Here is a 26,431-nt window from a genome sequence, read left to right as displayed (position 1 = left end):
TCCTCAAGTACGTTTTATAGTATGTTTTTGGTATTCATAACTGTATGTCAGGGACCCTTTTGTGAGATGAGTATGAGTTATCAGGGGATTTTCGGAGATTATTCAGAAGAGAGAAGATGTGTGCAGGATGATCGAAACGCGCAGTACTGCCCGGGTATTCGATCAGAGATTCCAACCCCGGAGACCGGTTATTTTCTGAATAAATACCCAATAACACTAAAGTATAAATATAACTTACTTTTTCAAAAAAGAATAATTTAAATATAATGGCACATATATTACTTATTGTCTCTGAACTCAGGACTCAGGGGCTTAATGACACTGGGACGTAAGAAAAAATGACAACCGTAATCGCCGAATTAAAGCGGAGCAGTTTTACGAGGGATACCCATATCCCTTATCACTATCCGGAACGCCCGTCATATAATGCCGATATGGCGGAACTTTATGAAGAAATCTGTGAGAGACCTTTGGGATCATTACTTTCAAATCTGTTAACAGCACATGGATCATGTTCTCCCGAAACTGCCAATGCACGGTGTTTCCTTCTCGAAAAGAGGCACCATTAATAGAGAAAATCTTTAGTAATATTCTGTGATCCAATCACAAAACTCCCTTCTTTTTTCCAAACAGAGATAAAACAAGCCGGAGATCCGCAAAGAAATAACGATTCTGTGAACCTCAATGCAGACCTCAGCGTATCTTTTGCTCACCCGCCAGCCTTATCCCCTTCTCCTGCCAAACTATTCTCTATGCAAAGCCCTATCCTCCAGGTAGCTCTTGACGTAACCGAGCTTACCCGGGCACAAAAAATCGCAGAAGAGGCACTGGCAGGAGGTGCCGACTGGATAGAAATAGGCACCCCCCTGGTAAAAAGCGAAGGAATGCAGGCAGTTCGCGCACTTCGGGCGCAGTTTCCGACCACAACACTCGTCGCCGATCTGAAAACATCCGACACCGGCGGTCTGGAGGTCGAGATGGCGGCAAAAGCCGGAGCAAATATCGTCTGCGTTCTCGCAAATACCGATAACGCCGTGATAACGGACGCACTTCGCGGAGCCGCCCTGTACGGTGTTGAGGTCATGGCGGATATGATGAATGTCTCTGACGTGGTCACGCGTGCACGGGAACTTGCCGGTCTCGGCGTCCAGATCATCAATGCCCATGTGGGGATCGATCAGCAGATGGAAGGGAAGGACCCTCTGGATCTGCTGGATAAACTCGGCGATCTGCCGGTCAAAATAGCCGTTGCCGGCGGACTGAATGCAGAATCCGCATCCAAAGCCGCGGCACGCGGCGCCGACATCGTGATCGTCGGAGGCTCGATCATCAAAGCGGCCGACGTCACCAAAGCTGCCCGAAATGTGCGGGATGCGATCGACCGGCCGACGGAAGGGACCTCGGTAAAAATCAGTCTGGATGATATGATCCGCGAACTTCTCGAACAGGTCTCCGCCCCGAACGTGACGGACGCCCTCTACCGGAAAGGAGCGATGAGCGGCCTTTCGGTTCAGCATGTCCCGAAGAAGATGATCGGAAAAGCGGTCACCGTACAAACGTTCGGCGGCGACTGGTCAAAACCGGTACAGGCGATCGATGCCTGCCGGCCGGGGGACGTTCTCGTTATCAGCAATGATAAAAGAACCGACATAGCGCCGTGGGGCGAACTTGCCACGCGCTCGGCCGAGAACAAAGGGGTCGCAGGGATCATTATTGACGGGGCCGTACGTGACTGGGATGATATCATCACCCTTGATATACCGGTCTATGCGACGGCGATCCAGCCGAATGCAGGCGAACCGAAAGGATTCGGCGAGATCAACGCCGAGATCTCCTGCTGCGGCCAGACCGTGAGACCCGGAGACTGGCTGATCGGGGATCAGTCCGGGATCGTTGTTATTCCAAGGGAACGGGCATATGAGGTCGCACGGCGTTCCGTCGAGGTCCAGAAAACAGAAGTCAGGATCCGGGAAGAGATCAGACGAGGGGGAACGCTCGGCAGTCTCTCGCAGCTTCTCAGGTGGGAGAAAAAATGAGCAGAAAACCGCGAGTGGCAAACCCCTCGGACCCTGTTCTCTGGTGCAAGGAGGCGGCCGGGCTGATGGCACGCGGCGATGAGAAAGGCGCGATCTTCTGCTATCAGGAGTCGGTCAAACTTCGGCCGGGCATTCCCGATGTCTGGTACAATCTCGCCCTTCTCTTTGAAAAGACCGGCGAGCGAAAAGAAGCACTGGCAACGCACATCACGGCCGGAAAACTGTTTCCGGGGGATCACCGGTTTCCCGCAGAGCGTGCCAGGCTTCTTGCCGGATCCGGAAAATATTCCGAGGCCGTCGCCGCGGCATCGGATGCTCTGCTGATCTCGCCACACTCTCCAACTCTCCTTGCAAACAAAGCAGGCTATCTCATCTTTGCGGATGATCCCGGGGAAGCCTTACAGACAGCAGAACAGGCGCTCGCGATCGATCCGGGATGTTCGCTTGCAATTCTCCACAAAGCCCATGCACAGGCCGCGCTCGGCGATGCGGCAAAGGCAAAAGATACCCTTAGAGCCGGGCTCTCAGCCATGCCGGATGACTGCCGCCTGCAGAAACTGCTGGCAAATATCCTGATAAGAAATAAAGAATATGAAGAGGGTCTTGCATCAATAGAAAAAGTCCTTCTGCTCGACCCAAACGATGCCGAAATCTGGAGCCTGAAAGGCGCGGCCAGCGCGTATCTGAACCGGAAAGAGGCGGCGATCTCTGCATTCGAACAGGCAATGAAGCTTGATCCGAAAGAGAAATCCTACCGGCAAAACCGCGACGCAGTGCGGAAAGGATAGACCTCATCATTTTTTTCAGTAGTACTTACGCAGTGTGATCTCAACCGGAAAAAACAACTGAGGTCCTTTGAGATGTACTTCGATTTCGTTCACGGACTTAGTGTAGACACAAAATAATATTTAACCGCGAATCTCCGCGAATTAACGCGAATCGCATTTTCCTTACGTTCGGGTGCTCTGCTTCGGCTGATGCGTGCAAATCGAAGATTTGCGTGCCGCCTCAAATGGGCTTTGCCCATTTGGGCTTCGCCTACGCAGGAATCGCACCCTCTCTTGAAAAATGCTGACGGAAAAACCCGCGTGCGGGTTTTTCTGTTGTTTCATTATTTTTTCGATTACACAAAAAGAGAAGCTAACTGAGAGAAAAACCGGCACGCCGGTTTTTTCGCCAGCATTTTTCCAGACGGCGTGCGATTCCTGCGTAGGCGATCAGCCGGAGCAGAGCACGACGGCGCAAGAAAAATGCGATTCGCGTTAATTCGCGGAGGCGTGCAAGCCGAAGGCTTGCGTGCCGCCTCAAATGAGCAAAAGCTCATTTGGGCTTATTCGCGGTTTGTTTTTCTCATGTATCCACACTTGGTAACCCCCTCCCAAATTGGACCCATACCAACGCCGCGTAACTCCTATTTCAGGATAAAAAATAGGGATTAAGTATTCAGATCAGAAATTATAATCTTTCGCCGGAAGCAGTTCGATGCCGGCTTCCACGATCTTCAATGCCGCTTCCCGCGGATTTGTCACTTTCACGATCAACGCGCCGTACTCACCTGAACGGAACGCATACGCATACTCAATGTTGATATTAAGACCGCCCAGAAGATTTGCAACTTCATACAGACCGCCTGGAACATCCTTCATTTTGATCGCGAGAACATCCGTATACTGCAAAGCATAATTCTGCTTCGCAAACTCATTGAACGCGATCTCCGGTTTATCAACGATCGCCCGGACGACCCCGAAGTTATTTGCTTCGGCTATGTTGAATGCCTGGATGGATACGCCGGTGTCAAGAAAGATCTTCGCGATCGCGGCAAGCTTCCCGGCCTTATTCTCTGAAAATATCGACAGCTGTTTGATGATGTATTTTTCCGTCATTTAGATCACCCGATGATCGATTACACGTTTTGCTTTACCCTCAAAACGCGGGAGGGAGTTCGGCGGACAGAGCTCGATCTTGGCAGAGACATTCAGAGCATCCCGAAGAGCGCGCTCGGTACGCATCTGCATCTCCATGAGACCGTTAATACTATCTGTCATCGCATCAGGCTTTAATTCTACCTTTACAAGCATGTCGTCAAGAGGGCCTGTCCTGAACACTTCGATCATAAAGTGGCTCGTGAGATACGGATTTTTCAAGAGAGCATGCTCAATCGCCGACGGGAACACATTGATCCCGCGGATGATCAGCATATCATCGACCCTGCCCTGCAGACGGTCGATCCGCGGCGACGTTCTGCCGCATGCACAATCTCCTTCAAGGATCGACGTGATATCTCCGATCCGGTACCGGATCATCGGGATCGCCTCCTTTTTCAGGACCGTGATCGTCAGTTCTCCCTTCTCACCCGGAGGGAGCTGCTCGCCGGTCTTTGGATCGATGATCTCGGTGTAAGCGATATCTCCGCAGATATGCATACCGTTCAGCTCACTGCAGTCCGTAAACATCGGACCTGAGATCTCAGACGTCCCAAAAATGTTGTGCGCCGTAACTCCCGACTCGGCGTAGATATACCGGCGCATCGCATCCGTCCACGGCTCGGCGCCGAGAACGGCGGTCCGAAGAAGGGTATCCTTGCTGAAGTCCACGCCCATTTTTTTGGCGACATCGATCAGATGGATGAAATACGACGGAGTACAGGCTATCGCCGTCGTTTTCAGATCCTGGATTAACTCGATCTGCCGCTCGGAGTTTCCGGTCGATGCCGGAATCACCGTCGCGCCGACCTTCTCGCCGCCGTAATGCAGACCGAGACCGCCGGTAAAAAGACCGTATCCGTAGCAGACCTGCAAAACATCCTTTTTGCCGACCCCGCACGAAACAAGAGAGCGGGCGACGCACTCGCTCCAGAGATCGATATCGTTCTGCGTGTAGGCAACGACCGTCGGCTTGCCGGTCGTTCCTGATGAAACATGATATCTGACCAGGTCGTCATGCGGAACGCAGACGAGCCCGTCCGGATAATTATCACGAAGATCCGTCTTTTTCATGAACGGCAGCTTGGTGATATCTGTGATTGACGTGATGTCTGCGGGCTTCACGCCGGACTCTGCCATCTTTGTATGATAGAATACCGATGAATCATACAGACGCGTGACCAGTTTTTTCAGTTCCTGATACTGAAGCTTTGCAAGCTCATCTTTTGGCATCGTCTCGATCTTTTCGTTATAATACGGCATACTTAAATGACCCTCCGGTCAACGACTCTCTTTGCTTTTCCTTCAAAGCGGGGGAGAGAACCCGGCTCCACGAGATCGACCTTCGCACGCAGCGTAAGCGTCTCCTGCAAAGCCTTCATGATCTTTGTCTGCAGCTTCGAGAGATCCTGAAGTTCTCCCGAGAAGATATTCTTATTCATCTCCACCTCGATCATCATCTCATCAAGATGGTTCACCCGGTCGATGTAGACCATAAACTGGTCACCCACTTCCGGGATATTTTTCAGCACATGCTCGATCTGACTCGGGAACACGTTGATCCCCCGAACCGTCAGCATGTCGTCGCTTCTGCCGAGAAGTCTTGCGATCTTCTGACCGCGGCCGCACGGACACTCATCCTCCATGAGCATCGTGATATCGCCGGTCCGATACCGCAGGAGAGGCATGGCCTCCTTCATGATCGGCGTTACGACCATCTCTCCCTTCTCTTCGGGACCGAGCACCTCGCCGGTCTTCGGATCGATGATCTCGACGATATAACAGTCATGCCAGATATGGAGACCGTCCTGTTCTGGGCATTCAAAGGCAACACCCGGACCGAAAAGTTCGCTCATCCCGTAACTGTCATACGCCTTGATGCCGAGCCGGTTCTCCAGATCCCGGCGCATATTCTCCGACCAGGCTTCCGCTCCAAAGCAGCCGATCTCAAGCGACGCAAGATCCGCATGCATCTCCTCTGCCACCTCGGTCAGATGCATCGCATAACTCGGCGTGCAGTGAAGACCGCGTACCTTGAAGTCCTGGATCATCTCGATCTGCCGTTTGGTATTCCCGACGCCTGACGGAACGACGGCGCAGCCGATCTTCTCAGCACCCATATGGATCCCGAGGCCGCCGGTGAAAAGAGAGTAGTTCGACGCATTCTGGAAAATATCGCCGGCACGAAGCCCGACCATCGTCAGGTTCCGTGCGATAAGTTCCGACCACATATTGAGATCGTTTTTCGTATAGGCCACGACCGTCGGTTTCCCGGTCGTCCCTGACGTCGTATGGATCCGGTTGACCTGGTTCATCGGCACCGCCAAAAAGCCGAACGGATATCCGCCGCGAAGATCTGCTTTCTTCGTGAACGGGATCTTTGCCAGATCGTCAAGCGATCTGATATCAGACGGGGTAATTCCCGCTTCCCTGAACAGGGTATTGTAGAAACCGATATTCTGCGTCCGTGCAACCGTTTCCTTCAGACGCTTGAGCTGAAGCTCTTCAAGATCCGGGCCGGACAGGGTTTCCATCTTCTCATTCCAGAACATAACGTTAAGTCCTTTGCAGATGGGGGCATGACATGGTGTGTCATGCTACACTTTAGCACCCTATTACATTGTTTTATACGAACATAATGGTTATGACTCGGACTTTATCACTACATGACCATGCCGACGAACATAAACGCAAGTGAGCCGAGGGTAAGCATGACACACGAGTAAAGGACGCCGCCCTTGATCGAACCGGTGCCCATCATTCCGGCCACAAGTCCGGAGCAGAATCCGTGAATAAGGATCGAGTGGTAGATGATCATCTGATAGAGCTGGGCGGGGAAAGAGGAGCCCGAACTGGAACTTAAGTAGGAGAGGGACTCGGCATTCTCCGTCATGATGTTCAAAAACACCTCAGACATGATGATCTGCACGAATACGAATACGGCGAACGCCATGAAAACGATGACGATATACACACCCATATCGCTTTTTCGTTCCCGTTTCAGCGACTCCCTGTTCTTTGCCTCATGATACTGCAGATCGATCGTGAGCGAGAGATCGTTGGTGAAGTGTTCGGTCTGGGAGAGAAGAATGACCAGCCGGTCGACGGAGAGATTTTTCATCCGGTCGGCAAACCGTTTCAGGGCGGATGAGAGTCTCACCCCCCAGACAAGATCGCGGGAGAGCACACGGATGTCCTCCTGGATGTAGCTTTTTCCCTCCTGGGCGGTGAGTTCGATGGCATGGGTCAGCGTCATGTTGTATTTTACCAGAGAACTCAGCTGACGGCAGAAGTCGGGAAGGGCGCCTTCGACCTTGTCTATTCTGCGGTTATACGAACGATAGCTAAATGCATAGGGTATGAGGGCCACCAGAAGCATAACGATGATCACATCATCGACCGCCATACCCCATTCATAGATCATGTACGGATTGAAAAGGACATTGACGGTCGTGAGGTAGAGAACAACACCGACGAGCAAAGATACCGGGACGCTGAAGACGAACACCTTCGCCGGATCCTCGCGGATCGCAGCTCTGGGGTTTCGGAAAAACTCCAGAAACCTCAGCCGTTTGTCATACTTCTCCATCATCTCATAGAGGCGGGTCTCATCCTCCTTGGGCTTGGTGATCGTAAGATGAGGATAGAGAGGAGCGTTCGACATGGGCATCTGGATACGTTTGATGATGTAGGTCTGGCCGAGTGCATCCAGCAGAAGAAGAAACATCACGGTTCCTATCGGCAGCATAAGATATACTACGATAGCGAGGATCATGGGGTCCGATCCCGAGATAAGGCCGATGACCATGATGACGATCACGACAAAAAGGGGGCCTGCCACGAACATGGTGATATACATCTCGGCGATAGCGCCAAGCGAGGAGAGGTAGCTTCTCTGATCGATCTCTCCCTCTTTTTGCATCTCCCGAAGTTTGCCGTACAAAAATACCTCGGCGTTACCGATCGATCGGTAGGTTGCCGACAGTTCGGTCAGGAAGAACCGGAGTTTGTCGGAAGGCGTGGTCTCAGCGAGCCGCTGGATGGCGGTGAACTGATCGTAGCCGCAGAACTCCATATCCGAGACGACCTGACGGAACTCTTTTGCGGCATCTCCATAGTAATCGGCATATCTGGCGATCGAATGGAGCGAGGCGTAGAGCGTGGCGCCGCAGTGATGAAGGGCATACATGAAGGAGACCATTTCATACATGGATGCTTCGATGAACCGCTTCCGGCTGCGCATCTCAAGCTTGGGGTAGGAGATGATCGCGTAGTAGACGGAGACGTTGGCGAGAATGGCGATACCAACTGTCAGGGGGTAGGAGAAGAAGACATATTCAATATCGGCAAACAGGTTTGCAACCGGGAAGAAGAACAGGTCGATGAAAACGAAGGCAAAGATGATGAGAAGAGTTGCGATGAAGCCGAATACACGGGCATAACGGACGAGTCCCTTGACGTCGATATCGATGCGTGCGGAAAAGAGCTCCTTTTCCAGCTGACGGACGCGTTCAGGGGATGGCGTTAAGGGATTTCTCATGACCTACGGCTGCTTCTTTTCCGGAGGGGATCCGGAGGTCTGTTCATCTGCATACAGATCAAACGAGGTGAGCTCACGGTCCGCTTCCACTTCGAAGAGAGGGTCGGGTTCCGGTTCAGACGGGCCGAAGATCTCCTCTTCTGAATGGAGAGGGGCATGGATGTCAAAGAAATAATCCTCACTCGCAGCCTCCGGCTCTGACTCGTATAAAGAGGGTTCCTCCACGGGTTCGGGCTCAACTTCGTCCGGAGAGGGCTCCGCAGGGATCTCAGCCTCCGGTTCTTCTTCGTATGAATATGGCTCCGCAGGGATCTCAGCCTCCGGTTCTTCTTCGTATGAATATGGCTCCACAGGCATCTCAGCCTCCGGTTCTTCTTCGTATGAATATGGCTCCGCAGGGATCTCGGCCTCCGGTTCTTCTTCGTATGAATATGGCTCCGCAGGGATCTCAGCCGCCTGTTCGGCTTCTTCCGGAGAAAGGTCCGCAGGGGTCTCCAGAACCGGCGCGGAATCCGCTATCGAAGGCTGTTCGCCGGAAACTGCCAGCGGAGCGGCGGCAGACGAAGGAACTTCGAGATCCGAATCGTCCGCGTTAGCGGAGGGTTCAGGAATATAACAGACCCGACCCGACGCATCCCCGCGGTCAGAGACAGAGGATCCGCGCCCGTACGCAGCGTCCGACTCGGCGGGCCCGTCCACCATCTCCGGATACTCATCCCTGCTGACCGGCCGGTTGGCAAGCGTCTCATGCAGCTTGCATTTTCCGGGCAGGATCTGGGTGAGATCCGCAATATTTGCCATAACATACTTCGGTCTTGAGAGAAACAGCCAGACGATCCTGGCAAAATCCCGGTAATCCCTGATATCCTGATCAAGCATCGCCTGCAAAATCGCGGTCCTTCTGCGCAGATCCTCGCCCATCGTCGTCATATTCATACCGGTTTTCTCTGCGATAGAAGTATAGACCCGGGAAGAACCTGAGAAACTCGGGGCATCCTTCTCGTAATTATACTGATATACCGTATTGATCTCAAGCTCGCCTTTATCGGTCAGACCCACGATCTCGGTGATCTCCTTACATCTGCGGACCTGCTTTTTGTTGCGGAACATACTTGCCTGACAAAGAACGATATCCAGCGTCTCGATCGTTGCCTTCGGCACGTTGAGGGGCTCGTTTTCCAGACGATGGATTGCCATCGCCACGTCTCCGCCGTGCAGAGTGGAGTAGGTCGTGTGTCCCGAGTTCATCGCCTGGAAAAGTGTCTGCGCCTCGACACCTCTGACCTCACCAAGCAGGATGTACTCGGGTCTCTGCCGCATCGCCGCTTTCAGCAGATCGAACATGGTGATATCCCGCTGAGCAGTGGAAGCGCCGGATGTAAGCGGCACCAGACTCGCGATCCAGTTGTCATGATCCAGCATGATCTCGCGGGTATCCTCGATGGAAACCACCTTCGAAAGGGCAGGAATGAACTGGGAAATAGCGTTCAGGGTAGTGGTTTTTCCCGAAGCCGTCCCTCCGACGATCAGAATCGAGTAGTTATACTGGACCGCCATCCAGAGATAGACCATCTCCTGAATCGTAAATGTATTATTGACCAGCAGATCGATCGGGGAGAACGGATTTTTACGGAACTTGCGGATCGTAAACGAAGAACCGCGGGTCGAGACCACCGTACTGTAGGTCAGCTGGATACGCGACCCGTCGGACAAGGTCGCGTCCACGATCGGGTTGGAAAGCGAGATGTGTTTTCCTGCTTTCTGTGCGAACAGGACCACCAGACTGTCGAGTTCACGGGGATCAGTGAAGAAGATCGAGGTCTTGATGTCCCGGTATTTGCGGTGATACAGATAGACCGGCAGATCATACCCGGAACAGGAGATATCCTCGATGTCATGATCCCCGCGGAGGATATCGACCCTTCCCCAGCCGAAAAACGTGCGTTTCAGATAATATCTGAGTTTATAGACCGTGGCGTTGGTGATCGGCAGATCATAGGAGTCGAGCAGGTAGTCGATCGATTCATACAGGACATCCTTCATCTCGGTCATCTCGATATCCTTCAGGATCAGCAGGTCACGGACAGCCGGCTGAAGACGTTCGAGAAGGTCGGCTTCAAAAGGAGTCAGCCCGGGTTCGTGGGCGATGTAGACGTTTTCATACTCGGATGTCCGGATGATGGTGACCCGCGTGAGACCGGGTTCGATCCAGTAGGCTTCGAGAACTTCGTCAGTTTTTCGGAGTTTGGGAGAGACTAAAGACCCGTCCCGTTCGAAATCATACTCAGGGAGGGTCTCATATTCATCCTCTTTTGTCTCTTCCCTCTTTTTTTTGCCGAACATCTGTACTATTCCCGTGAAATTATTTTCAGCGCCTGACTGCACTATTATAGTATGAACAATAGATTTGCTTACTGCAGTAATATAATTTCCTTAGATGATGAATATATTCCTTCGCAAAGAAGTATATTTGCGGAGAGGAAACGCATAGTATCATGGCTGAAGACGGCAGAGGAGGGGAAAGCGGCGTGTCGCCGGTGATCGCCGCACTTTTGATCCTGGCGCTCACCGTTCTGCTGACCGGCGTTTTGGCGGTCGGGATCCTTTCGGTTGGGATGCAGGATCCGGCGCCGGCGGCAGGGATCATGATCTCGGAAAATACCGGGGTGATTACTCTCGCCCATTTTTCTGGAGCGACGCTTTCTGCGGGGGAGTATGCCGTTTTGGTGAACGGTATCGATCAGACCGCGCATTTTCAGGCGGATGAGCGGGATTTTGGCCCGGGAATGAGACTGACCTGGGAGTACGGAATGACAAAACCGCTTGGTTCGGTGTCTGTTGTGTATACGGGCGGGGGAAGGTCAGTGGTGATCGCTGAGAAACAGTTTTCCCGGGAGGGAAAAGGAGAGGTGAATGCGGCATTTACTGCCGTGATAATAGAAGGTAAAAATGCCACAAGCCAGGTGAAGACGGGCGTTTCAGGGACAAAACCTCTTCCGGGAGTGATCGCCGGTCAGGCTGATCTTTGGGTGGTTCCGGATCAAGGATCCGATCAGGTGACGATCGCGTTCACCGCTGATGAGGAGGGGTCTGATCTGACTTTTTCCTGGACGAGCGGGAACGGGCAGACTGCCTCCGGAAGGACGGCGGATTTTGTCTATGATTCTGCGGGTTCCTATACGGTTCGTCTGGATGTTTTGAATACGGCATCCGGCGAGTCGGGATCGGATTCGATGAAGATCTCTGTGCGGGATCCGGGACTTTCGGCGATGACGTGGGTGAAGAGGGATACACTCGTTACCGGCGGGTTTGCAGCGAGGACGACGACTGGCGGGATCGGACTGGACAGAAACTCAGGGGGGTGGGCATTTCAGTACAATGATCCCAGATTTTTTGGAGTAGAGTTTAAAGTAGTGCTTACCGATTCTGTAACTAAATCATTTAATCATGTACGATCAAGAGAGGAGATGGTTCCGGGAATCTGGTATCATGCAGCGGGAGTTGTCAGAGATTCCGGGACAACTGCGGCAGAGACGCTCAGAATTTATGTGAACGGCGTGTATCCGGCTTCTGCTGTGTATGATACAAATCCTGCCGGTCTGCGGTACCTGGATCCGTCAAGTTCCGCGGTCTATGTGAATCCCTCGTTCAACGTGTCATCATACTCTGAAGTGCCGTTTCCTCTGAGCGGTGCGGAGATCGCTGCGGTCTATGCTGCCGAGAGGGATGATCCGCGGTGATGAGGAGGGGATTTCCGGCCGAAATATCTGATCTCAGGGTAAGATGGAGAGAGTGTCTGCCGGTCTTTGCCCCTCTTCTTCTGCTCGGGCACTTTGCATTTTCCTCCACCTCTCGCAATTCCAAGATTTGCTCGCAAGTCTATCGACTTGCTCAGCTGAGGTCGTCCGCGTTTCGCGTCCAACCCGCAGTCGCAAGTTTTCGCTTCGCTCAGCCTTGCTTAGCTAAGACCGCCCCTCCGGGACGGTCCGCCTCCGCAAAAAATATATAATCATGATTATAATAATTACGATTATATGAATCAGCAGTTCCTTGGGAGAGAACAAGAACTTGCATGGCTGCAGGAACGCTACGACCGACCGAAAGGTCAGCTCCTCGTCCTCTACGGCAGACGCCGGATAGGCAAAACCGAAACCCTCCGGCAGTTTGCCAAAGACAAAGAACACCTCTTCTATGCCTGCACTGAATCGGCCGACCGCCAGCAGCTCGATGCATTCAGCCGACGGCTCCTTGCCAAAAATATCCCCGCATCACGCTATCTCACCGTCTTCCCCTCATGGCAGGAAGCGTTATCGGCCCTTCTCGAGCTTGATGCCAAAACCAAACGGCTCATCATCATCGACGAATTCCCCTACATGGTCAAAAGCAATCCTGAGATCCCCTCCATCCTGCAGGCCATCTGGGATGAAAAACTGCAGTATCAAGACATCATGCTCGTCTTGTCCGGAAGTTCCATGAGCTTCATCGAACATGAACTTCTTGCAGAAAAAAATCCGCTCTACGGCAGAGCGACCGGCATTCTCCAGATGAAAGAGATGGATTTCTCCGATGCGGTCAAGTTCTTCCCAACCTACTCCCCGGAAGATAAAACAGCAGCCTATGCGATTCTTGGAGGCATTCCCCACTATCTCAAACAGTTCGATCCCTCCCTTTCACTTGAAGAAAATATCGTCAAAAATATTCTGCAGAAAGGCTGCGTTCTTTACAGTGAAGTTGAGCTGTTGATGCACGAAGAACTCCGCGAAACTGCTGTTTACAACACCATCATCAGCGCCGTTGCTCTCGGCAATACAAAACTTTCCGATATCCACGCAAAAACACTTATCGAAAAATCAAAACTCAGCTCATATCTTCGTAATTTGATTGAGTTAGGCATCATAACCCGCGAATTTCCCGTTACCGGGAGTTTAAAAGAGTCGTCAAATATCCAGCGGGGGCTGTATAAGATCACGGATAACTATTTCCGGTTTTACTATGCGTTTGTCTATCCGCATACGTCGGAACTGGAGTACGGCGGTGCACAGGGAATCTATACCTACGCAGTAGCTCCATATCTCGACGAATACATATCCCGGGTGTTTGAGGATATCGCCGTCCAGTATCTGAGAAAACAGAACAACGCAGGAGCTCTGCCGTTTCATTTCACGAAAATCGGGAGATGGTGGAACAAGACGGATGAGATTGATATTATGGCGCTCGATGCAGAAGGATCCCAAATGCTCCTTGGCGAATGCAAATACAGGAACGCAAAGACGGATACCGATACTCTGTACCCCCTAATGCGCAAATATCCCCCCTCGCCCGATGTGAAGGCGTACTACTGTCTATTCTCGAAATCCGGCTTCACCAAACGATTACTGGATGAAGCCGGGGAAAAAGGCGTGCTGCTTTTCGCACTCAAAGAAATTGCCGGGTGAACGGATCCGATGAAATCGTCAGCATCCCGCTTGAACTGGAATCCGCAGGCACACAGAAACTGATCGCCCTCTACTTCCCTCTGAAGAAAGTCCTGGACTCCGCTTCGGGCTATCTCATACATCCGCACCCAGCCAACTCCATCCTAACCCTGATATTCCAGTGATCGAACGTGACCACGTGAGAATTCAGGCATCTCATCTCACAATACACGAAATCAAAGGACATGCCCATAAAAAAAAGATTCCCCCTTCCCCCCCAAACTTAGGGAAGGGGGGGCGGCAAGCTAAAACCAGAGAAAACGGTTTTTTACCTGCACCGCGAAGAAAATTTCACCTCAATCTGCTAGACAATTCGGGCAGGAGAGTCATCTTAGGCAGTACTCCTGTCCTCACTAACTAAATTCGATCTTAGAATATATATACCCCTGACCGCGCGGTGGCGGGTTGACGAACAAGCGAGGGTCGAAGACCCGAAGCGGAGAACAAACCGAATGTTTGTGAACAAGCGAGGGCTGTAAGCCCGAGTCGGAGAACAAACCAAAGGTTTGTGAACAAGTCGACGACCTCAGCCAAGCAAATCTCTGATTTGCGATGCGATAATGCCCCCGATTTTAGCGAAAACGATGTGGTCACTGAGTGAGGAGGGGGTTTTACGATGCAAAAAAATGAGATTTGCTCCGCTGAGCCACCCCCTTCATTTCCCCCTCCGGATCCCTATCACCTTCACCTTTGGATCTTCGCTGAAAAAGAACGGAATCGACATCTCCATCCTGCCATTCACAGTTGGCAATTCCCCCTCCTCTCCATCATTTTCCGAATCGTTCATCATCTTTCAACGCAAACTGGTTTATTACTCCATGGGATTGTTCGACACATTCAGAAAACAGGGCGGCGCTCCGTTAAAAAAAGCCGACTCCGCAATGTGGCTTGCCCAGGCCCAATCATACATCCGGCTCAAACGCTTCACCGACGCTCTTCACTGCCTTGACAAAGCGATCGCCTGCGATAAGGAAAACCCTCTCGCCTGGCATGAAAAAGGCCGCATCCTCGCTCTCGTAAACGAAGAAAAGGCCTCCATCTCCTGCTACGACCGGGCGATCGAACTCCGTCCCGGCTCGGCCGTCTACTATCACAACAAAGGAGACGCCCTCGCCTCCTTTGGCCGATATGCCGAAGCGGACGAATGCTTCAAAAAAGCCCTCTCCCTCTCACCCGATGACGTCGTCTTCCTCACCAGTCATGCACGCATGCTTTCCCAGGCAAAAAAATACCGGGAAGCCGACGAGATCATGGCACGCGTCTGCGACCTCGAACCGCGGGGTCCCGAACACTGGTTCAACCGCGCCACCATGCTGTACGACTGCGGCAAAATGGAAGACGCCGTCTCCTGCTACAAAGCCGCCTTCACCATCGCCCCGGGCCATGCGGTAAGCTACTTCAACTGCGGAAACGCCCTCTCCTCCCTCAATAAATATGAAGAAGCCGTCTTCTACTATGACAAAGCATTGAAATATGAACGGTCCATGACCGGAGCCATGAACAACAAAGGCATGGCGCTCAGCATCCTTGGAAAACATGACGAGGCATACGACTGTTTCCGGCGGGTCCTCATCGCCCAGCCGAACAACCCGGACGCCTGGTACAACAAAGGATACGAGCAGCTGCTTCTTGGAAAATATGCGGACGCCGCCGAGTCTTTAGACAAAGCTCTCTCCTTTGCCGACGCAAACGACCGCGAACTTATCAAAAAATGCCGGGAGGCCAAGGAACAGGCCGCCCGGTCAGCATAAAAAACTCTTTTACGAACCTTCAAAGCGTGAATCGAACTTCGGGTTCAGCAGATGGATCTTCACGACAGACCCCTCCTTCACGATCACTTCCGGCCACAGACGGGTGCCTGAATGGATGGTCACGTCATTTTGCAGGATCGAACGCGCCCCGATCACGGTATTGTGCTCCACGGAACATTCATCCCCGATATTTGTCCCGACATCCACGATGCTTCCCGAGATCGTGGTCCCGGACCCCACCACCACGCCGTTATAGATCGACGAGGAAAATATCTTCGCATTGGTCTTGATCACACAGTTGTCTCCGATGCTTGTGTACGGGCCGACGATAACATTATCCCCGATCATCACCCCGTTTCCGACAAGAACCGGGCCGACGATCCGCGAACCGGCCCCAAGCGTGATCCCGTCGCCGAAGGTAACGGGTCCGGTGATGTGGGCATCTTTGATATTCAGTGTTCCCGACACGCTCGTCACGGTCTTTTCCTGCAGGATCCACTTCTCGGCGGCACGCAGCATCGCCGGGTTGCCGACATCCGTCCAGTTCCCGCGGGCAAGCCAGCCGTTGAGCTGATACCCCTTCTCCATAAGCAGCGGGAAGAGATCTTTGGCGAAGTCGAACTTGGTGTTTTCCGGAATGAACCCGAAGATCTCCGGGTCGCAGACATAGATGCCGGTGCTCGCAAGGTTCGAGAAGATCTCTCCCGGCGCCGGTTTTTCCCTGAACCGCCGGATCCGAAGGGATGCGTCGATCTCGGCGATACCGAACTCGCGGGGATCCTCGATACTGATCAGACCGATCGAGGTGATCGCCGGAGAATTCATATGGTCCCGGTAGAACTCCAGAAGGTTGAGATCGGTCATATGGTCGCCGCCGACCACAAGGAACGGGGCGTCTTCCAGATACTTCTGGGCGTTTTTCACACTGCCGGCGGTCCCGAGTTTGATCTCTTCGGGAACATAGGTGATATTTGCCCCGTAGAGCGACCCGTCGCCGAGCGCTTTCTGGATGTCGTCGCCCATATACCCTATGGTCAAAACGATGTCAGTAAACCCGAGGTTGGCAAGATGCGTTACCAAATGCACGATAGAGGGTTTGTTGGCTATCGGGATGCAGGGTTTTGGACGCTCAAATGTTAACGGACGAAGACGGGTGCCCTCTCCGCCGCACATAATGCATGCTTTCATTCTGTCTATATTTGCTGTAGGGAGTTATGAGTATTGTGGGGTGAGGCGATCCGGAAAAACGGATCCGAGATCAGGAAATATGCAGAAAAAAAGTGAGAAGACTATATGCCGGGATCCTAGATCCCAAGGACCATCCGCAGCACGTCCCGAAGACCCGGGGCAAGACCCACAACGATCATTGCCAAAAGCACCAGATGCCAGATGCTCTCCATCCCCTCCTCTTTCCGGAATTTTTCCAGCACCCATATGGCCGGGATCAGTACAACGATCTTGAGAGCGAACATCACGTACGGCGTTCCCGTAAGCTCGATCAGCGTGCTTCCCAGAACATGCTGCTCGATGTATCCCTTGAATTCCAGAGCATAACTCGTCGCCGAAGCGTCCAGCATATGGCCGGCGATCAAAACCAGGTAGAGCGGTTCGTTGATATATTCAAAGCGGAACAGGTACCGGAGAACTGCCCAGAGAGCTATTGACGCCGCCGCCGCAATCAAAAAGACCCAGAGTCCGGCAAGGATATCCACCTCGGCCGCCCGTGCAAAACCGAACCAGATCAAAAATCCGGCAGTGATCAGCGATGAGATCACGCCGCCGAGCATAAACGGCGTCGTGTAGGAGACGACGATCTTGTTCTTCTGCAGCTGATACGAGATAACCAGCATTACAATGGCAAAGATCAGCGTCAGAATATACACCTGGGGAGTTACGAAAAGGATCCACCAGGGGCCGGGAACCATGCCCGTATCCTCGACGACACGAAGCAGACCGCCCAGGATTATGTAGGAAAGACCGGTAAGGATGAGCGGGGTGTCGATAGGAATATCGGCCTTTTTCAGACAGCGGTAAAGTATATACAGTCCTAAGAGCACTAATAGAGCATACAATATCGTCTGGAAGACCGTATATGTCGAGCCTTCCAGTTCGACTATCCATTTATATAATTCATTTAACATAGGGGACCACGATCATGAAAACTAAGAATAATAGGATACTCAAGGATAAAACCTTTGACAAATCCCGATGGATCCAGATGCCCAGGGATGTGATCGCCGGACATGATGCTCTGCTCCAGCTCCCGAACGTGATCACCGATCTCGGCATCACCGGTCCGCTTCTTCTTCTTTCAGGAAAAACGACCATGCAGACGACGGGTTCGGCGATCCTGCGTCTGCTGGAGGGCAGGCAGGTCGTCTCCGCCGTTGTCGGGGAGATCACCTATGAGGAGATCGCGAGGATCGAGGAACTGGCCCAGGCCGCCGGCATCGTTCTGATCATCGCGGCAGGCGGCGGCCGGGTCATCGACACGGCAAAGGTCGTCTCCTACAATCTCGACATCCAGTTCATCAGTGTCCCGACAGCCGCTTCTCACGACGGTATCGCCTCGTCCCGTGCCTCTGTCATGACGGAGGACGGAAGCGTGAGCGTGGCGGCTCACCCTCCCCTCGCGATCGTGGCCGATACCGGCATTCTTGCGGCCGCTCCCCGCCGGCTGATGGCCGCCGGATATGCCGATATGGTCGCCAACTATACCGCGGTCCTCGACTGGGATCTTTCGAAAGAAAAAACCGGGGAGCAGGTCAGCGAGTATGCGATGACGCTTTCGATGATCACGGCCGAACTGATGGTGGAGAATGCAGAGAACGTGAAAGCCTTCGATGAAAAAGCCGCATGGATCGTCATGAAGGCGCTGTTTGCATCCGGTGTCGCCATGAGTATTGCCGGAAGTTCCCGGCCGGCATCGGGCGGCGAACATAAGTTTGCCCACATGCTCGAACGGCTCGCTCCGGGAAAAGCCCTTCACGGGGAAGCCTGCGGGATAGGCACGATCATCAGCATGATCCTGCACAAAGGCGACTGGCAGAAGATCAGAAGATCGCTCAAAACGATCGGCGCTCCGGTAACGCCCAAAGAGCTGGATATCTCTGACGAGATCGTTATCGAAGCGATCCTTCGGGCAAAAGAGATCCGGCCGGAACGCTACACCATCTTTGATGAGGAGATCACCCGGGATCAGGCGGCCTCACTGGTTGCCCGGTTATATGAGGAGTAAGCTATGGACAAGGAAGAAACAATAATAACCATCGTCGGCTCGGTCTATGCCCAGGAGGGGGCCGAGTTCGTCTATGCAGGAAAAGCGCCAGAGTGTGAATCATGCAAGATCGTCAAGGTCTGTCACAACGCAAAACTCAGGGAAGGAAAACGGTACCGTGTCGTTTCGGTCCGAAAAACCAAACATGACTGCGCCGTTCACGAAGGCGGAGCAAAGGCCGTAGAAGTTGAAGAGACGATCATCACTGCCGTGATCCCGACGAGTCAGGCGACCCGCAGGACCCGGATCACGTATACGCCGGTCTGTGATGATGTATTCTGTAAAGGGTATGCGTTCTGTCACCCGGACGGGCTGACGGAGAAGGGCAGATATGTGGTCCTTGAGGTCCTGGGTCCCTACTCGGAGTGTCCGAAGGGTGTGAAGAATCTGAAACTCGTCGAGATGCGTTCCGTTCCGACCTGAAGGTTCAAACGAGTCAGCTTCTCTGACGTTCCCGGATTTTTCTGCAGAGGTTTTCCGCGGTCTGTGCTATCCTGTCCTTTGGCAGCAGCGAATCGATCCAGGTCTGCGGCACTCCCCAGAGAATGCCGGCCAGTCCTCCGGCGATGCATGCGATAGTGTCCGTGTCTCCGCCGAGGACGCATGCACGGCACACCACGTCCGCATACGCCGATCCGTCCCTGAAACAGATAAATGCGCATCTGGTCGTCTCGACCGGGTCAAGCGAAGGCACCAGTTCACCGGTGAGGTAGACCGCCGGCACCTCCGCCAGGACCTCGGCTTTTGATTTTCCCGCTGTCAGTCCTGCCGCGGCTTTTGCCAATGCTGCACAGCAGTCAGCGGCGTCTTTGTCATAATGCGTGAAGCCCGAAACGATGCGGGCGGTCTGCTCCGGATCTTCCTCCATAACGAGTCCGACGGGTATGGTCCGCATAACACTGCCGTTGGTTCTGCTTCCGCGGGCCGTGTGGACGGCGCAGACAGCCTTTTCAGGATCGCATCCCTGTTCCAGAAGCGAAGCCAGGGTCCGGGTCGTCTGCCCGAACGTCGACGCATCGTCCCGGAGCGTGAGGATGAGTTTTCGCAGAAATACCGACCGGTCGAACGCTCCCGTCTCGCAGTAGGTTTCCGCGAGAGCGAGCGTCATCAGCGTGTCGTCGGTGACCCCGCCTTTTTTCAGGCCGAACTGCCCTCCGCCCGCCATGCAGACCTCTCTGTTCTCATCCCGGCACGTTCCTTCATACGACGCTCCAAGAGCATCGCCCGCCGCACAGCCGAACAGTCCTCCGATGATCCTTGCCCTCAGCTCATTCATTCCTGTGATCAGCTGTACTGTTCTCACATATAAGGCTGTCTGATGATGTTCTTTGCAAAACACTCTCGCGCAAAAAATCCGGGAACATCTGCGGGGCATTTTTCAAATCTGCGTTCAATGAGGGATTTTATTCCGCCGCAACTCCCGAAAAAACCGTCGTGAAACGAACTCTGATATAAATATGACGAGTAACCTATATGTGCCGATATGATAGACAAGATTAAGGAAGATTTTTTTATAAGAGGTGTTAGAAAATAATGCAGAAAGAAGAGTTACTCCATTTACACATGCTGATGGTCCAGGTCAAGAAGTATTATGAATCAGTATCCGGAAACAATGTTCAGACCGCTGAATACGACGCACTGCAGATATCGCCGATTCACATTCATAAAAATAAGAATCTGCACCGCGTCGCTCTTCTCACTCTGGGAAATGAGATCGTTTCAGATATGAACGCAACTCAGGCCGCCCAGACTCCCTTTACTCAGGAACCAAGCCAGAGTATCGTAGCAGAACACTGATCTTATCACAGATGGACGAGCACGCCGTTTATCGTGAGATCATCTCACGCATTTTTTCCGATCCGGAGCCGGATATCCAGCATATCAAACTCTCGATCTGCCGCAGGTATGCTCTTGACGTGATGCCGAAGAACTCGGCGATCCTTGGAGCTGCCAAGCCTGAAGAGTATGAGGCTCTCCGCCGGGTTCTTATGGTAAAACCGACCCGGACCCTTTCCGGCGTCGCTCCGGTCGCGGTTATGACATCTCCCTGTGCATGCCCGCACGGGAAATGTCTGCCGTGCCCGGGCGGTCCGGATCATGTGTTTCAGTCTCCGCAGAGTTATACGGGAGAGGAGCCGGCGGCTCTGCGTGCACGCCAGAACGAGTATGATCCGTACCGGCAGGTGACCGCACGTCTGGGTCAGTTCAAACGTCTGGGTCATCATGTCGATAAAGCCGAGCTGATCGTCATGGGCGGGACGATGACCGCCCGCGATGATGCGTATCAGGTATGGTTCGTTTCGGAGTGCCTTCGGGCGATGAACGAGTTCTCCGGAAATAAGTCCGCTGCCGGATCGGTGGAGGAGCTGATGCTCGAGAATGAAAAAGCCGATGTCCGCTGTATTGCGACGACTTTTGAGACCCGGCCTGACTGGTGTCGAAAGGAGCATATCAATAAGATGCTCGATCTCGGGGTGACCAAGGTCGAGCTCGGGTTCCAGCACACCGAGGATGAACTTCTGCTGCAAAACAAACGCGGCCATACGGTCGGGGATAGTGTTCGTGCAAACACCCTCCTCCGGGATGCCGGCATCAAAGTGGGGTTCCATGTCATGCCGAATCTGTACGGAAGCACAATTCCGCGTGACCGCGAGATGTTCGACACGCTTTTTACCGACCCGCGGTTCTGCCCGGATTTCCTGAAGATCTATCCGACGCTGGTTACACCCGGCGCAGAGCTTGAAGAGCTCTGGAAGCGGGGCGAGTACGTCACGTATGATGAGGATGAACTTGTCGATCTGCTCGCCTATGCAAAAAGCCGGCTGCCCGAGTATGTCAGGCTCCAGCGTGTCCAGCGGGATATCCCGGCAAAACTCATCGTCTCCGGATCGATCCACGGACACATCCGTCAGATGGCGGCGGCCAGACTGAAAGAACAGGGGGGGAGCTGCCGGTGTATCCGGTGCCGCGAGATCGGCCGCCGGCCAAGCAGCGCGGTCGTGGAGGAGAAGAGCCAGGTCTATTCCTGCTGCGGCGGGACAGAGCATTTCCTGTCGACGGTCGCCGGCGAGTCGCTGATCGGATTTGTCCGTCTGCGGTTTCCGGGTACGGTGTTCAGGCCGGAACTCGAGGAAGCCGCTCTGGTGCGTGAGCTCCACGTCTATGGAGAAATCGTCCCGCTTGGCGAATCAGGCTCGGGAGACAAGCGCCAGCACCGGTCGTACGGCCAGCAGCTTTTGAAGCGTGCCGAAGAAACCGCGCGTGAAGCCGGGTATTCGAAGGTCGCCGTAATGAGCGGTGTCGGGGTCAGACCTTACTATCATAGACAGGGATATCAGCGTACAGGTCCATATATGATTAAGAATCTATGAAACCTGCCACGCTCGAATTTCTCAGGCAACGTTTTTCTGCCTACTACAACGGGGCCATTCCGGGAGCGGGGGCAGGGTATGTTCCCGAGTCCCTTACCGAACGTGAGTGGGGGTTTCTTTTCTTCACCGAAAATCCGCGGTCAGGCATGCGGCGGCACATCTCGTTCACGTCTCAGGAGGAGCTGAACGCGTATCTGAAGAACATGGTTCCGGCCCATGTGTATTACTCGACCGCATATTATACGCATCCGGGAGCCGCCCAGATGGCGGACAAAGAGTGGCTCGGGGCCGATGTGATCTTCGATTTAGATGCAGATCACATCGTCCGTGCGCCGTACGATGTCATGCTTGCCCGGGTAAAAGAGGAGCTTTTCAAACTGATCGATATGCTGACTGGCGAACTCGGGTTTGCAAAGCGTGATCTCCGCATCAACTTTTCCGGAGGACGCGGATATCATGTCCATCTCCCGCTTCTTTGCGTCCGCGGGTGGAGCACGGCGGAGCGCCGGGAACTGGTGAATTACGTCTCCGGAACCGGTCTTTCATTCGACAGCATGCTGGCCTCATCACAGAAGTCCGGCTGGCCGGTCAGGTATCACGACGCGCTGGCAGATGAACTTTCCCGGATCGCGGTTCTGCCTCCGGAGGATGCACTCGCATATCTTTCCGGACTTTCCGGGATCACGGAAAAGTTTGCCGCGGGTTTCTTGAAAAATATCGCGGCCGCCCAGACGCTTCTCGACAACGATCCAAAAAAGCTTCTTGAAAACAAGGTGGTGCGGGCAATCGCCAATGCAGAAAACGCCCCCTTCCAGGCAGGTGTCCTATCAAGGGCCGCGCAGGCAGACGAACCTGTCACGACGGACGTCAAACGCCTCATTCGTCATCCTGGCTCTCTTCACGGGGGCTCGGGTATGCGCGTGGTCCCGATCCCGGCCGATCAGCTGGATGGGTTCGATCCGTTGATCGACGCGATCGTTTTTGGGGAGCGCAGCGTCTCCGTTGACTGCGCGTTCAATATGTCCATGCCGATCCTTGGAAATACCTACGCGCTGACCACCGGCCGCAACACCGTTCCCGAGGCACTTGGAGTATTCCTCTGCTGCCGGGGCATCGCCGAGTATTCAGGGGGGCTGTAGATGGGAAGGATCACCACCTCCGATCTGCACGGGTATCTGATCGATGAACGAAATCTGGGTTCTCTTGCCGAGATCCCGGCTACCCTGTATGAAGAGGTCCATGCGGATATTCTTGCCCTGTATAAACAGGCCGCTTCGCACGACGACCCGTTCGGCGAAGGCGCGCAGAGTGTTTTGAAGGAGCGCGAAAGTCTGCGCGAATACATTCGCGATCTGTACGGGGTCCGGACCCGGAAAATCCTCGCTCTTGCCCTCGCTCGTGCAAACGGCGAAGAAATCAACCGGGAAGAGATCCGGATGATGGTCCCGGGCGAGCGTATGCTTTTCGATGTTGTGTATGAATCCGCCTCCTCCTGCAGAAAGACTCTTTTAGATGGGAAACCAACATTAGAGACCACTGCATACCATTTCGTTCCCGCAGAGGTTTCAGCCGAACAAGCTCCGGTCCCGCTGACGCCTGTGAACGAGAGCCCGGATAAGCAGTGCGCAGATGAAGTGAACGTAACGTCCGCCGATGCCCCTGCTCCCGAGTCATACCGCGTGATCGCGGTATATGAAAATCTTCCAGAATTTCAGGATTATAGCGGACGAATTTACGCTCTTTCGCCAGGAGATGTCGTATCGCTGCCACCCCAGATGGCAGATGTTCTGTGTAAAGACAACAAAGCCTTAAGTATCAGGCTTCGCAAATAAGTATGGTATTTGGTATTCCCGTTTCAAAGGGGTAAATATTCATGAAGAAACCAGTAAAATTTAACACCTACTGCCCATACTGCCGGAAACACACCGAGCACGAGGTTGAGAGGGTAAAGAAAGGCAAGACGACCGGTCTCCACTGGATTGACCGTCAGAAAGCACGCCGCAGCAAAGTTGGCAACCGTGGTAAATTCGGTAAAGTTCCGGGAGGAGACAAACCGACCAAGAAGATCAACATGCGCTACCGGTGCAAGATCTGCGGTAAAGCCCACTTAAGAGAAGGGTACCGTGCAGGTAAATTCGAACTTACGGAGTAAGTAATATGGTAAAAGCATCCCGAGAAACCCGGAGCAAGTTCCTGAAGGTAAAATGTCCGGACTGTGAAAACGAACAGCTCGTATTCGAGAAAGCAACCTCCGTTGTTGAATGTACCGTCTGCGGACGCGTCCTTGCAGAGCCGACCGGCGGCAAGGCTGTTATCAAAGCAGATGTCGTAGCAACATTTGAATAAATCTGGAAAATTATCTGATGAGTGAAAGAGATTGGCCAATAGATGGAGAACTTGTCGTCTGTAGTGTTACAGAGGTCAAGGACTTTGCGGCATTTGTAAACCTGGATGAATATGAAGGACGGCAGGGGCTGATCCCTATTGCAGAGATCGCCCGCGGCTGGATCAAACACATACGGGATTACATCCGTGAAGGACAGAAAGTTGTCTGTAAAGTTCTTCACGTGGATGAACGCCGCGGCCACATCGATCTTTCCCTCAAAGATGTCAACGAACACCAGCGCCGGGAAAAGATCCAGGACTGGAAGAATGAGCAGAAGGCACATAAGTGGATCCAGTTTGCTTCGACCGAGTCGAACGTCGAGATCAAGACGTTCGAAGAGGCGATGTATGCTGAGTTTGGTTCGCTTTATGCGGCGTTCGAGGCCATTGCTTTATACGGTGACGCTACTCTCGCTAAATTCTCCCTTCCCGCAGAGGGGGCCCTTGCTCTCGCAAAAGTCGCCGCGGAAAATGTGAAAGTTCCAAAAGTCACCGTGAGTGCGATCCTTGAGCTTACCTCCACCAAACCCGACGGTGTCAACATCATCCGCCGTGCACTCAGAAGCGCTGAACCGAAAGTGGACGGCGCCGAGATCGAACTTCTCTATCTCGGAGCCCCGCACTACCGGGTAAAAGTCGTCGCTCCTGACTACAAAACTGCAGAAAAAGCACTGGTCAAAGCATCCGAAGCAGCGATCGGTGTGATGGAACGCGCTGAAGGTTCCGGCAAACTCATCCGGAAACAGAAGTAATATCTGGTGTTTTTATGACGGGTCATATTCGTAGATGCCCTGAATGCAACACCTACACTCTTTTTACGATCTGCCAAAAATGCGGATCTTCTACGGTTTCTGCCCATCCGGCAAGATATTCACCTGAGGATCCCTATGGTAAATATCGAAGGATGGTTAAGGCATGGAACAGGTAAACGTCAGATGGTATGTTGAGGATGTGGCAGCGCATTCCGCTCCGGTAGTGATCGCAGGGCTGCCCGGTGTCGGACATGTCGGCAAACTTGTTGTCGACCATCTTGTTCACGTCCTTTCAGCGGTGAAGGTTGCCGAGATCACCTCCACCCTTTTTCCTCCGCAGATGTATCTCTCGGAAGACGCGGTCCTTCGGATGCCGAGAAACGAGGTGTTTTTTGCACCGGGGTCCGCGAGTTCTCCTGGGATCCTTCTCCTGGCAGGTGACTGTCAGAGCACGACGCCCGAGGGACATTACATTCTGGGAAATGCGTATATACGCGTCTTCGAACTGCTCGGCGTCAAACGGATATACACGCTCGGCGGCTACGGGGTCGGCAGAATGGTGGAGACCCCGCAGATTCTTGCGGCGCTTTCCTCTGCGTCGTTAAAGGACGAGGTCCTCTCAGCAGGAGCTGTTTTGAATAAAGAAGAGCCGGTCGGCGGGATCATCGGGGCCGCGGGTCTTCTGATCACCCTTGGCCGTCTTGCCGGCATGGAGGGAGTCGCTCTCCTCGGCGAGACGTCCGGGTATCTGGTGGATCCGGTCAGTTCGACTGCCGTTTTGGATGTGCTGGAAAAACTCACCGGCATCACGGCGGACCGGACCGAGCTTGCCGAGCTCGCATCCCAGATGATGACCGAGGTCTCGGCGCTTGCCTCCACTATCCAGAGAAACAATGCAGACGACCTGAGTTATATTGGATAAT

25 protein-coding genes are annotated in these 26,431 nt (G+C 53.3%); 17 read left to right on the top strand and 8 right to left on the bottom strand.

The window, feature by feature from the left end:
- Nucleotides 1-752: 752 nt before the first annotated feature.
- Both H575_RS04120 and H575_RS04115 read left to right on the top strand, forming a co-directional pair.
- Complete coding sequence (locus tag H575_RS04120; protein WP_042698364.1) at nt 753-2,036, top strand: orotidine 5'-phosphate decarboxylase / HUMPS family protein; 1,284 nt, start codon at nt 753-755, stop codon at nt 2,034-2,036.
- On the top strand, nt 2,033-2,824 hold the full coding sequence (locus H575_RS04115) for a tetratricopeptide repeat protein (RefSeq protein WP_042698361.1): 792 nt from the start codon (nt 2,033-2,035) through the stop codon (nt 2,822-2,824). The genes H575_RS04120 and H575_RS04115 overlap by 4 nt, the downstream gene beginning before the upstream one ends.
- Nucleotides 2,825-3,484: 660 nt before the next feature.
- Here the strand turns inward: H575_RS04115 and H575_RS04105 are convergent.
- From H575_RS04105 to H575_RS04085, 5 genes are all read right to left on the bottom strand, one after another.
- Nucleotides 3,485-3,919 (bottom strand): ACT domain-containing protein, encoded by a 435-nt coding sequence (locus tag H575_RS04105; RefSeq protein WP_042698355.1) that lies wholly within the window; start codon nt 3,917-3,919, stop codon nt 3,485-3,487.
- Nucleotides 3,920-5,221, bottom strand: coding sequence for a phenylacetate--CoA ligase family protein (locus H575_RS04100; RefSeq protein WP_042698352.1), 1,302 nt, complete (start codon nt 5,219-5,221; stop codon nt 3,920-3,922). It lies immediately after the preceding gene.
- Nucleotides 5,222-5,223: 2 nt separating this feature from the next.
- The gene (locus H575_RS04095; RefSeq protein WP_042698348.1) at nt 5,224-6,510 is read right to left on the bottom strand and encodes a phenylacetate--CoA ligase family protein; all 1,287 of its coding nucleotides are present in this window, start codon (nt 6,508-6,510) and stop codon (nt 5,224-5,226) included.
- A 110-nt stretch (nt 6,511-6,620) separates the two neighbouring features.
- On the bottom strand, nt 6,621-8,498 hold the full coding sequence (locus H575_RS04090) for a type II secretion system F family protein (RefSeq protein WP_042698346.1): 1,878 nt from the start codon (nt 8,496-8,498) through the stop codon (nt 6,621-6,623).
- A 3-nt stretch (nt 8,499-8,501) separates the two neighbouring features.
- Nucleotides 8,502-10,841, bottom strand: coding sequence for a type II/IV secretion system ATPase subunit (locus H575_RS04085; protein ID WP_052319954.1), 2,340 nt, complete (start codon nt 10,839-10,841; stop codon nt 8,502-8,504).
- Nucleotides 10,842-10,993: 152 nt separating this feature from the next.
- Between H575_RS04085 and H575_RS04080 the strand changes: the two genes are divergently transcribed.
- The 4 genes from H575_RS04080 to H575_RS04070 all read left to right on the top strand — a co-directional run bounded on the left by H575_RS04080 (nt 10,994) and on the right by H575_RS04070 (nt 15,723).
- Complete coding sequence (locus H575_RS04080; RefSeq protein ID WP_042698344.1) at nt 10,994-12,238, top strand: type IV pilin; 1,245 nt, start codon at nt 10,994-10,996, stop codon at nt 12,236-12,238.
- 294 nt (nt 12,239-12,532) lie between these two features.
- Nucleotides 12,533-13,933, top strand: a complete 1,401-nt coding sequence (locus tag H575_RS04075) for an ATP-binding protein (RefSeq protein WP_042698341.1) — start codon at nt 12,533-12,535, stop codon at nt 13,931-13,933.
- Entirely contained in the window at nt 13,930-14,097 is a 168-nt protein-coding gene (locus H575_RS09300; protein WP_155897848.1) for a hypothetical protein, read from the top strand. The genes H575_RS04075 and H575_RS09300 overlap by 4 nt, the downstream gene beginning before the upstream one ends.
- A gap of 501 nt (nt 14,098-14,598) precedes the next feature.
- On the top strand, nt 14,599-15,723 hold the full coding sequence (locus H575_RS04070) for a tetratricopeptide repeat protein (RefSeq protein ID WP_042698338.1): 1,125 nt from the start codon (nt 14,599-14,601) through the stop codon (nt 15,721-15,723).
- A gap of 9 nt (nt 15,724-15,732) precedes the next feature.
- Here H575_RS04070 and H575_RS04065 read toward each other — a convergent pair whose 3' ends face one another.
- Nucleotides 15,733-16,911 (bottom strand): nucleotidyltransferase family protein, encoded by a 1,179-nt coding sequence (locus H575_RS04065; RefSeq protein WP_042698335.1) that lies wholly within the window; start codon nt 16,909-16,911, stop codon nt 15,733-15,735.
- A 116-nt stretch (nt 16,912-17,027) separates the two neighbouring features.
- Nucleotides 17,028-17,864 (bottom strand): DUF63 family protein, encoded by an 837-nt coding sequence (locus tag H575_RS04060; protein WP_042698332.1) that lies wholly within the window; start codon nt 17,862-17,864, stop codon nt 17,028-17,030.
- Nucleotides 17,865-17,878: 14 nt separating this feature from the next.
- On the opposite strand from H575_RS04060, the gene H575_RS04055 reads away from it, so the two are divergent.
- A complete protein-coding gene (locus H575_RS04055) occupies nt 17,879-18,961 on the top strand; it encodes an NAD(P)-dependent glycerol-1-phosphate dehydrogenase (RefSeq protein ID WP_042698329.1) in 1,083 nt (360 codons plus the stop codon).
- Between the two features lie 3 nt (nt 18,962-18,964).
- The gene (locus H575_RS04050) at nt 18,965-19,423 is read left to right on the top strand and encodes a UPF0179 family protein (protein WP_042698326.1); all 459 of its coding nucleotides are present in this window, start codon (nt 18,965-18,967) and stop codon (nt 19,421-19,423) included.
- A 13-nt stretch (nt 19,424-19,436) separates the two neighbouring features.
- Here the strand turns inward: H575_RS04050 and H575_RS04045 are convergent, their stop codons facing one another.
- Nucleotides 19,437-20,276, bottom strand: coding sequence for an ADP-ribosylglycohydrolase family protein (locus H575_RS04045; RefSeq protein WP_042698324.1), 840 nt, complete (start codon nt 20,274-20,276; stop codon nt 19,437-19,439).
- A 257-nt stretch (nt 20,277-20,533) separates the two neighbouring features.
- Between H575_RS04045 and H575_RS04040 the strand changes: the two genes are divergently transcribed.
- Genes H575_RS04040 through H575_RS04005 form a run of 9 tightly spaced genes read left to right on the top strand, consistent with a single transcriptional unit; the run spans nt 20,534 to nt 26,430 of the window.
- Nucleotides 20,534-20,797, top strand: a complete 264-nt coding sequence (locus tag H575_RS04040; protein ID WP_081406652.1) for a UPF0058 family protein — start codon at nt 20,534-20,536, stop codon at nt 20,795-20,797.
- Between the two features lie 11 nt (nt 20,798-20,808).
- Entirely contained in the window at nt 20,809-22,371 is a 1,563-nt protein-coding gene (locus H575_RS04035; protein ID WP_042698318.1) for a tRNA uridine(34) 5-carboxymethylaminomethyl modification radical SAM/GNAT enzyme Elp3, read from the top strand.
- Nucleotides 22,368-23,510 (top strand): DNA primase small subunit domain-containing protein, encoded by a 1,143-nt coding sequence (locus H575_RS04030; RefSeq protein ID WP_042698315.1) that lies wholly within the window; start codon nt 22,368-22,370, stop codon nt 23,508-23,510. The genes H575_RS04035 and H575_RS04030 overlap by 4 nt, the downstream gene beginning before the upstream one ends.
- Nucleotides 23,511-24,203, top strand: a complete 693-nt coding sequence (locus H575_RS04025; RefSeq protein ID WP_042698312.1) for a hypothetical protein — start codon at nt 23,511-23,513, stop codon at nt 24,201-24,203. It abuts the gene before it with no gap.
- A 41-nt stretch (nt 24,204-24,244) separates the two neighbouring features.
- Nucleotides 24,245-24,523: a 50S ribosomal protein L44e gene (locus H575_RS04020; protein WP_042698309.1), complete on the top strand. Its 279-nt coding sequence runs from the start codon at nt 24,245-24,247 to the stop codon at nt 24,521-24,523.
- 5 nt (nt 24,524-24,528) lie between these two features.
- A complete protein-coding gene (locus H575_RS04015) occupies nt 24,529-24,717 on the top strand; it encodes a 30S ribosomal protein S27e (protein ID WP_042698306.1) in 189 nt (62 codons plus the stop codon).
- 17 nt (nt 24,718-24,734) lie between these two features.
- A complete protein-coding gene (locus tag H575_RS04010; RefSeq protein WP_042698303.1) occupies nt 24,735-25,508 on the top strand; it encodes a translation initiation factor IF-2 subunit alpha in 774 nt (257 codons plus the stop codon).
- Between the two features lie 14 nt (nt 25,509-25,522).
- The gene (locus H575_RS09115; RefSeq protein WP_081406651.1) at nt 25,523-25,684 is read left to right on the top strand and encodes an RNA-protein complex protein Nop10; all 162 of its coding nucleotides are present in this window, start codon (nt 25,523-25,525) and stop codon (nt 25,682-25,684) included.
- A complete protein-coding gene (locus H575_RS04005) occupies nt 25,672-26,430 on the top strand; it encodes a proteasome assembly chaperone family protein (protein WP_042698300.1) in 759 nt (252 codons plus the stop codon). Before H575_RS09115 ends, H575_RS04005 begins: the two co-directional genes overlap by 13 nt.
- The last annotated feature ends 1 nt before the right edge of the window (nt 26,431 follow it).

The sequence above is a fragment of the Methanocorpusculum bavaricum DSM 4179 genome, assembly GCF_000430905.1.
Classification (GTDB): domain Archaea; phylum Halobacteriota; class Methanomicrobia; order Methanomicrobiales; family Methanocorpusculaceae; genus Methanocorpusculum; species Methanocorpusculum parvum.
This window is presented reverse-complemented; position numbering and strand designations above follow the sequence as displayed.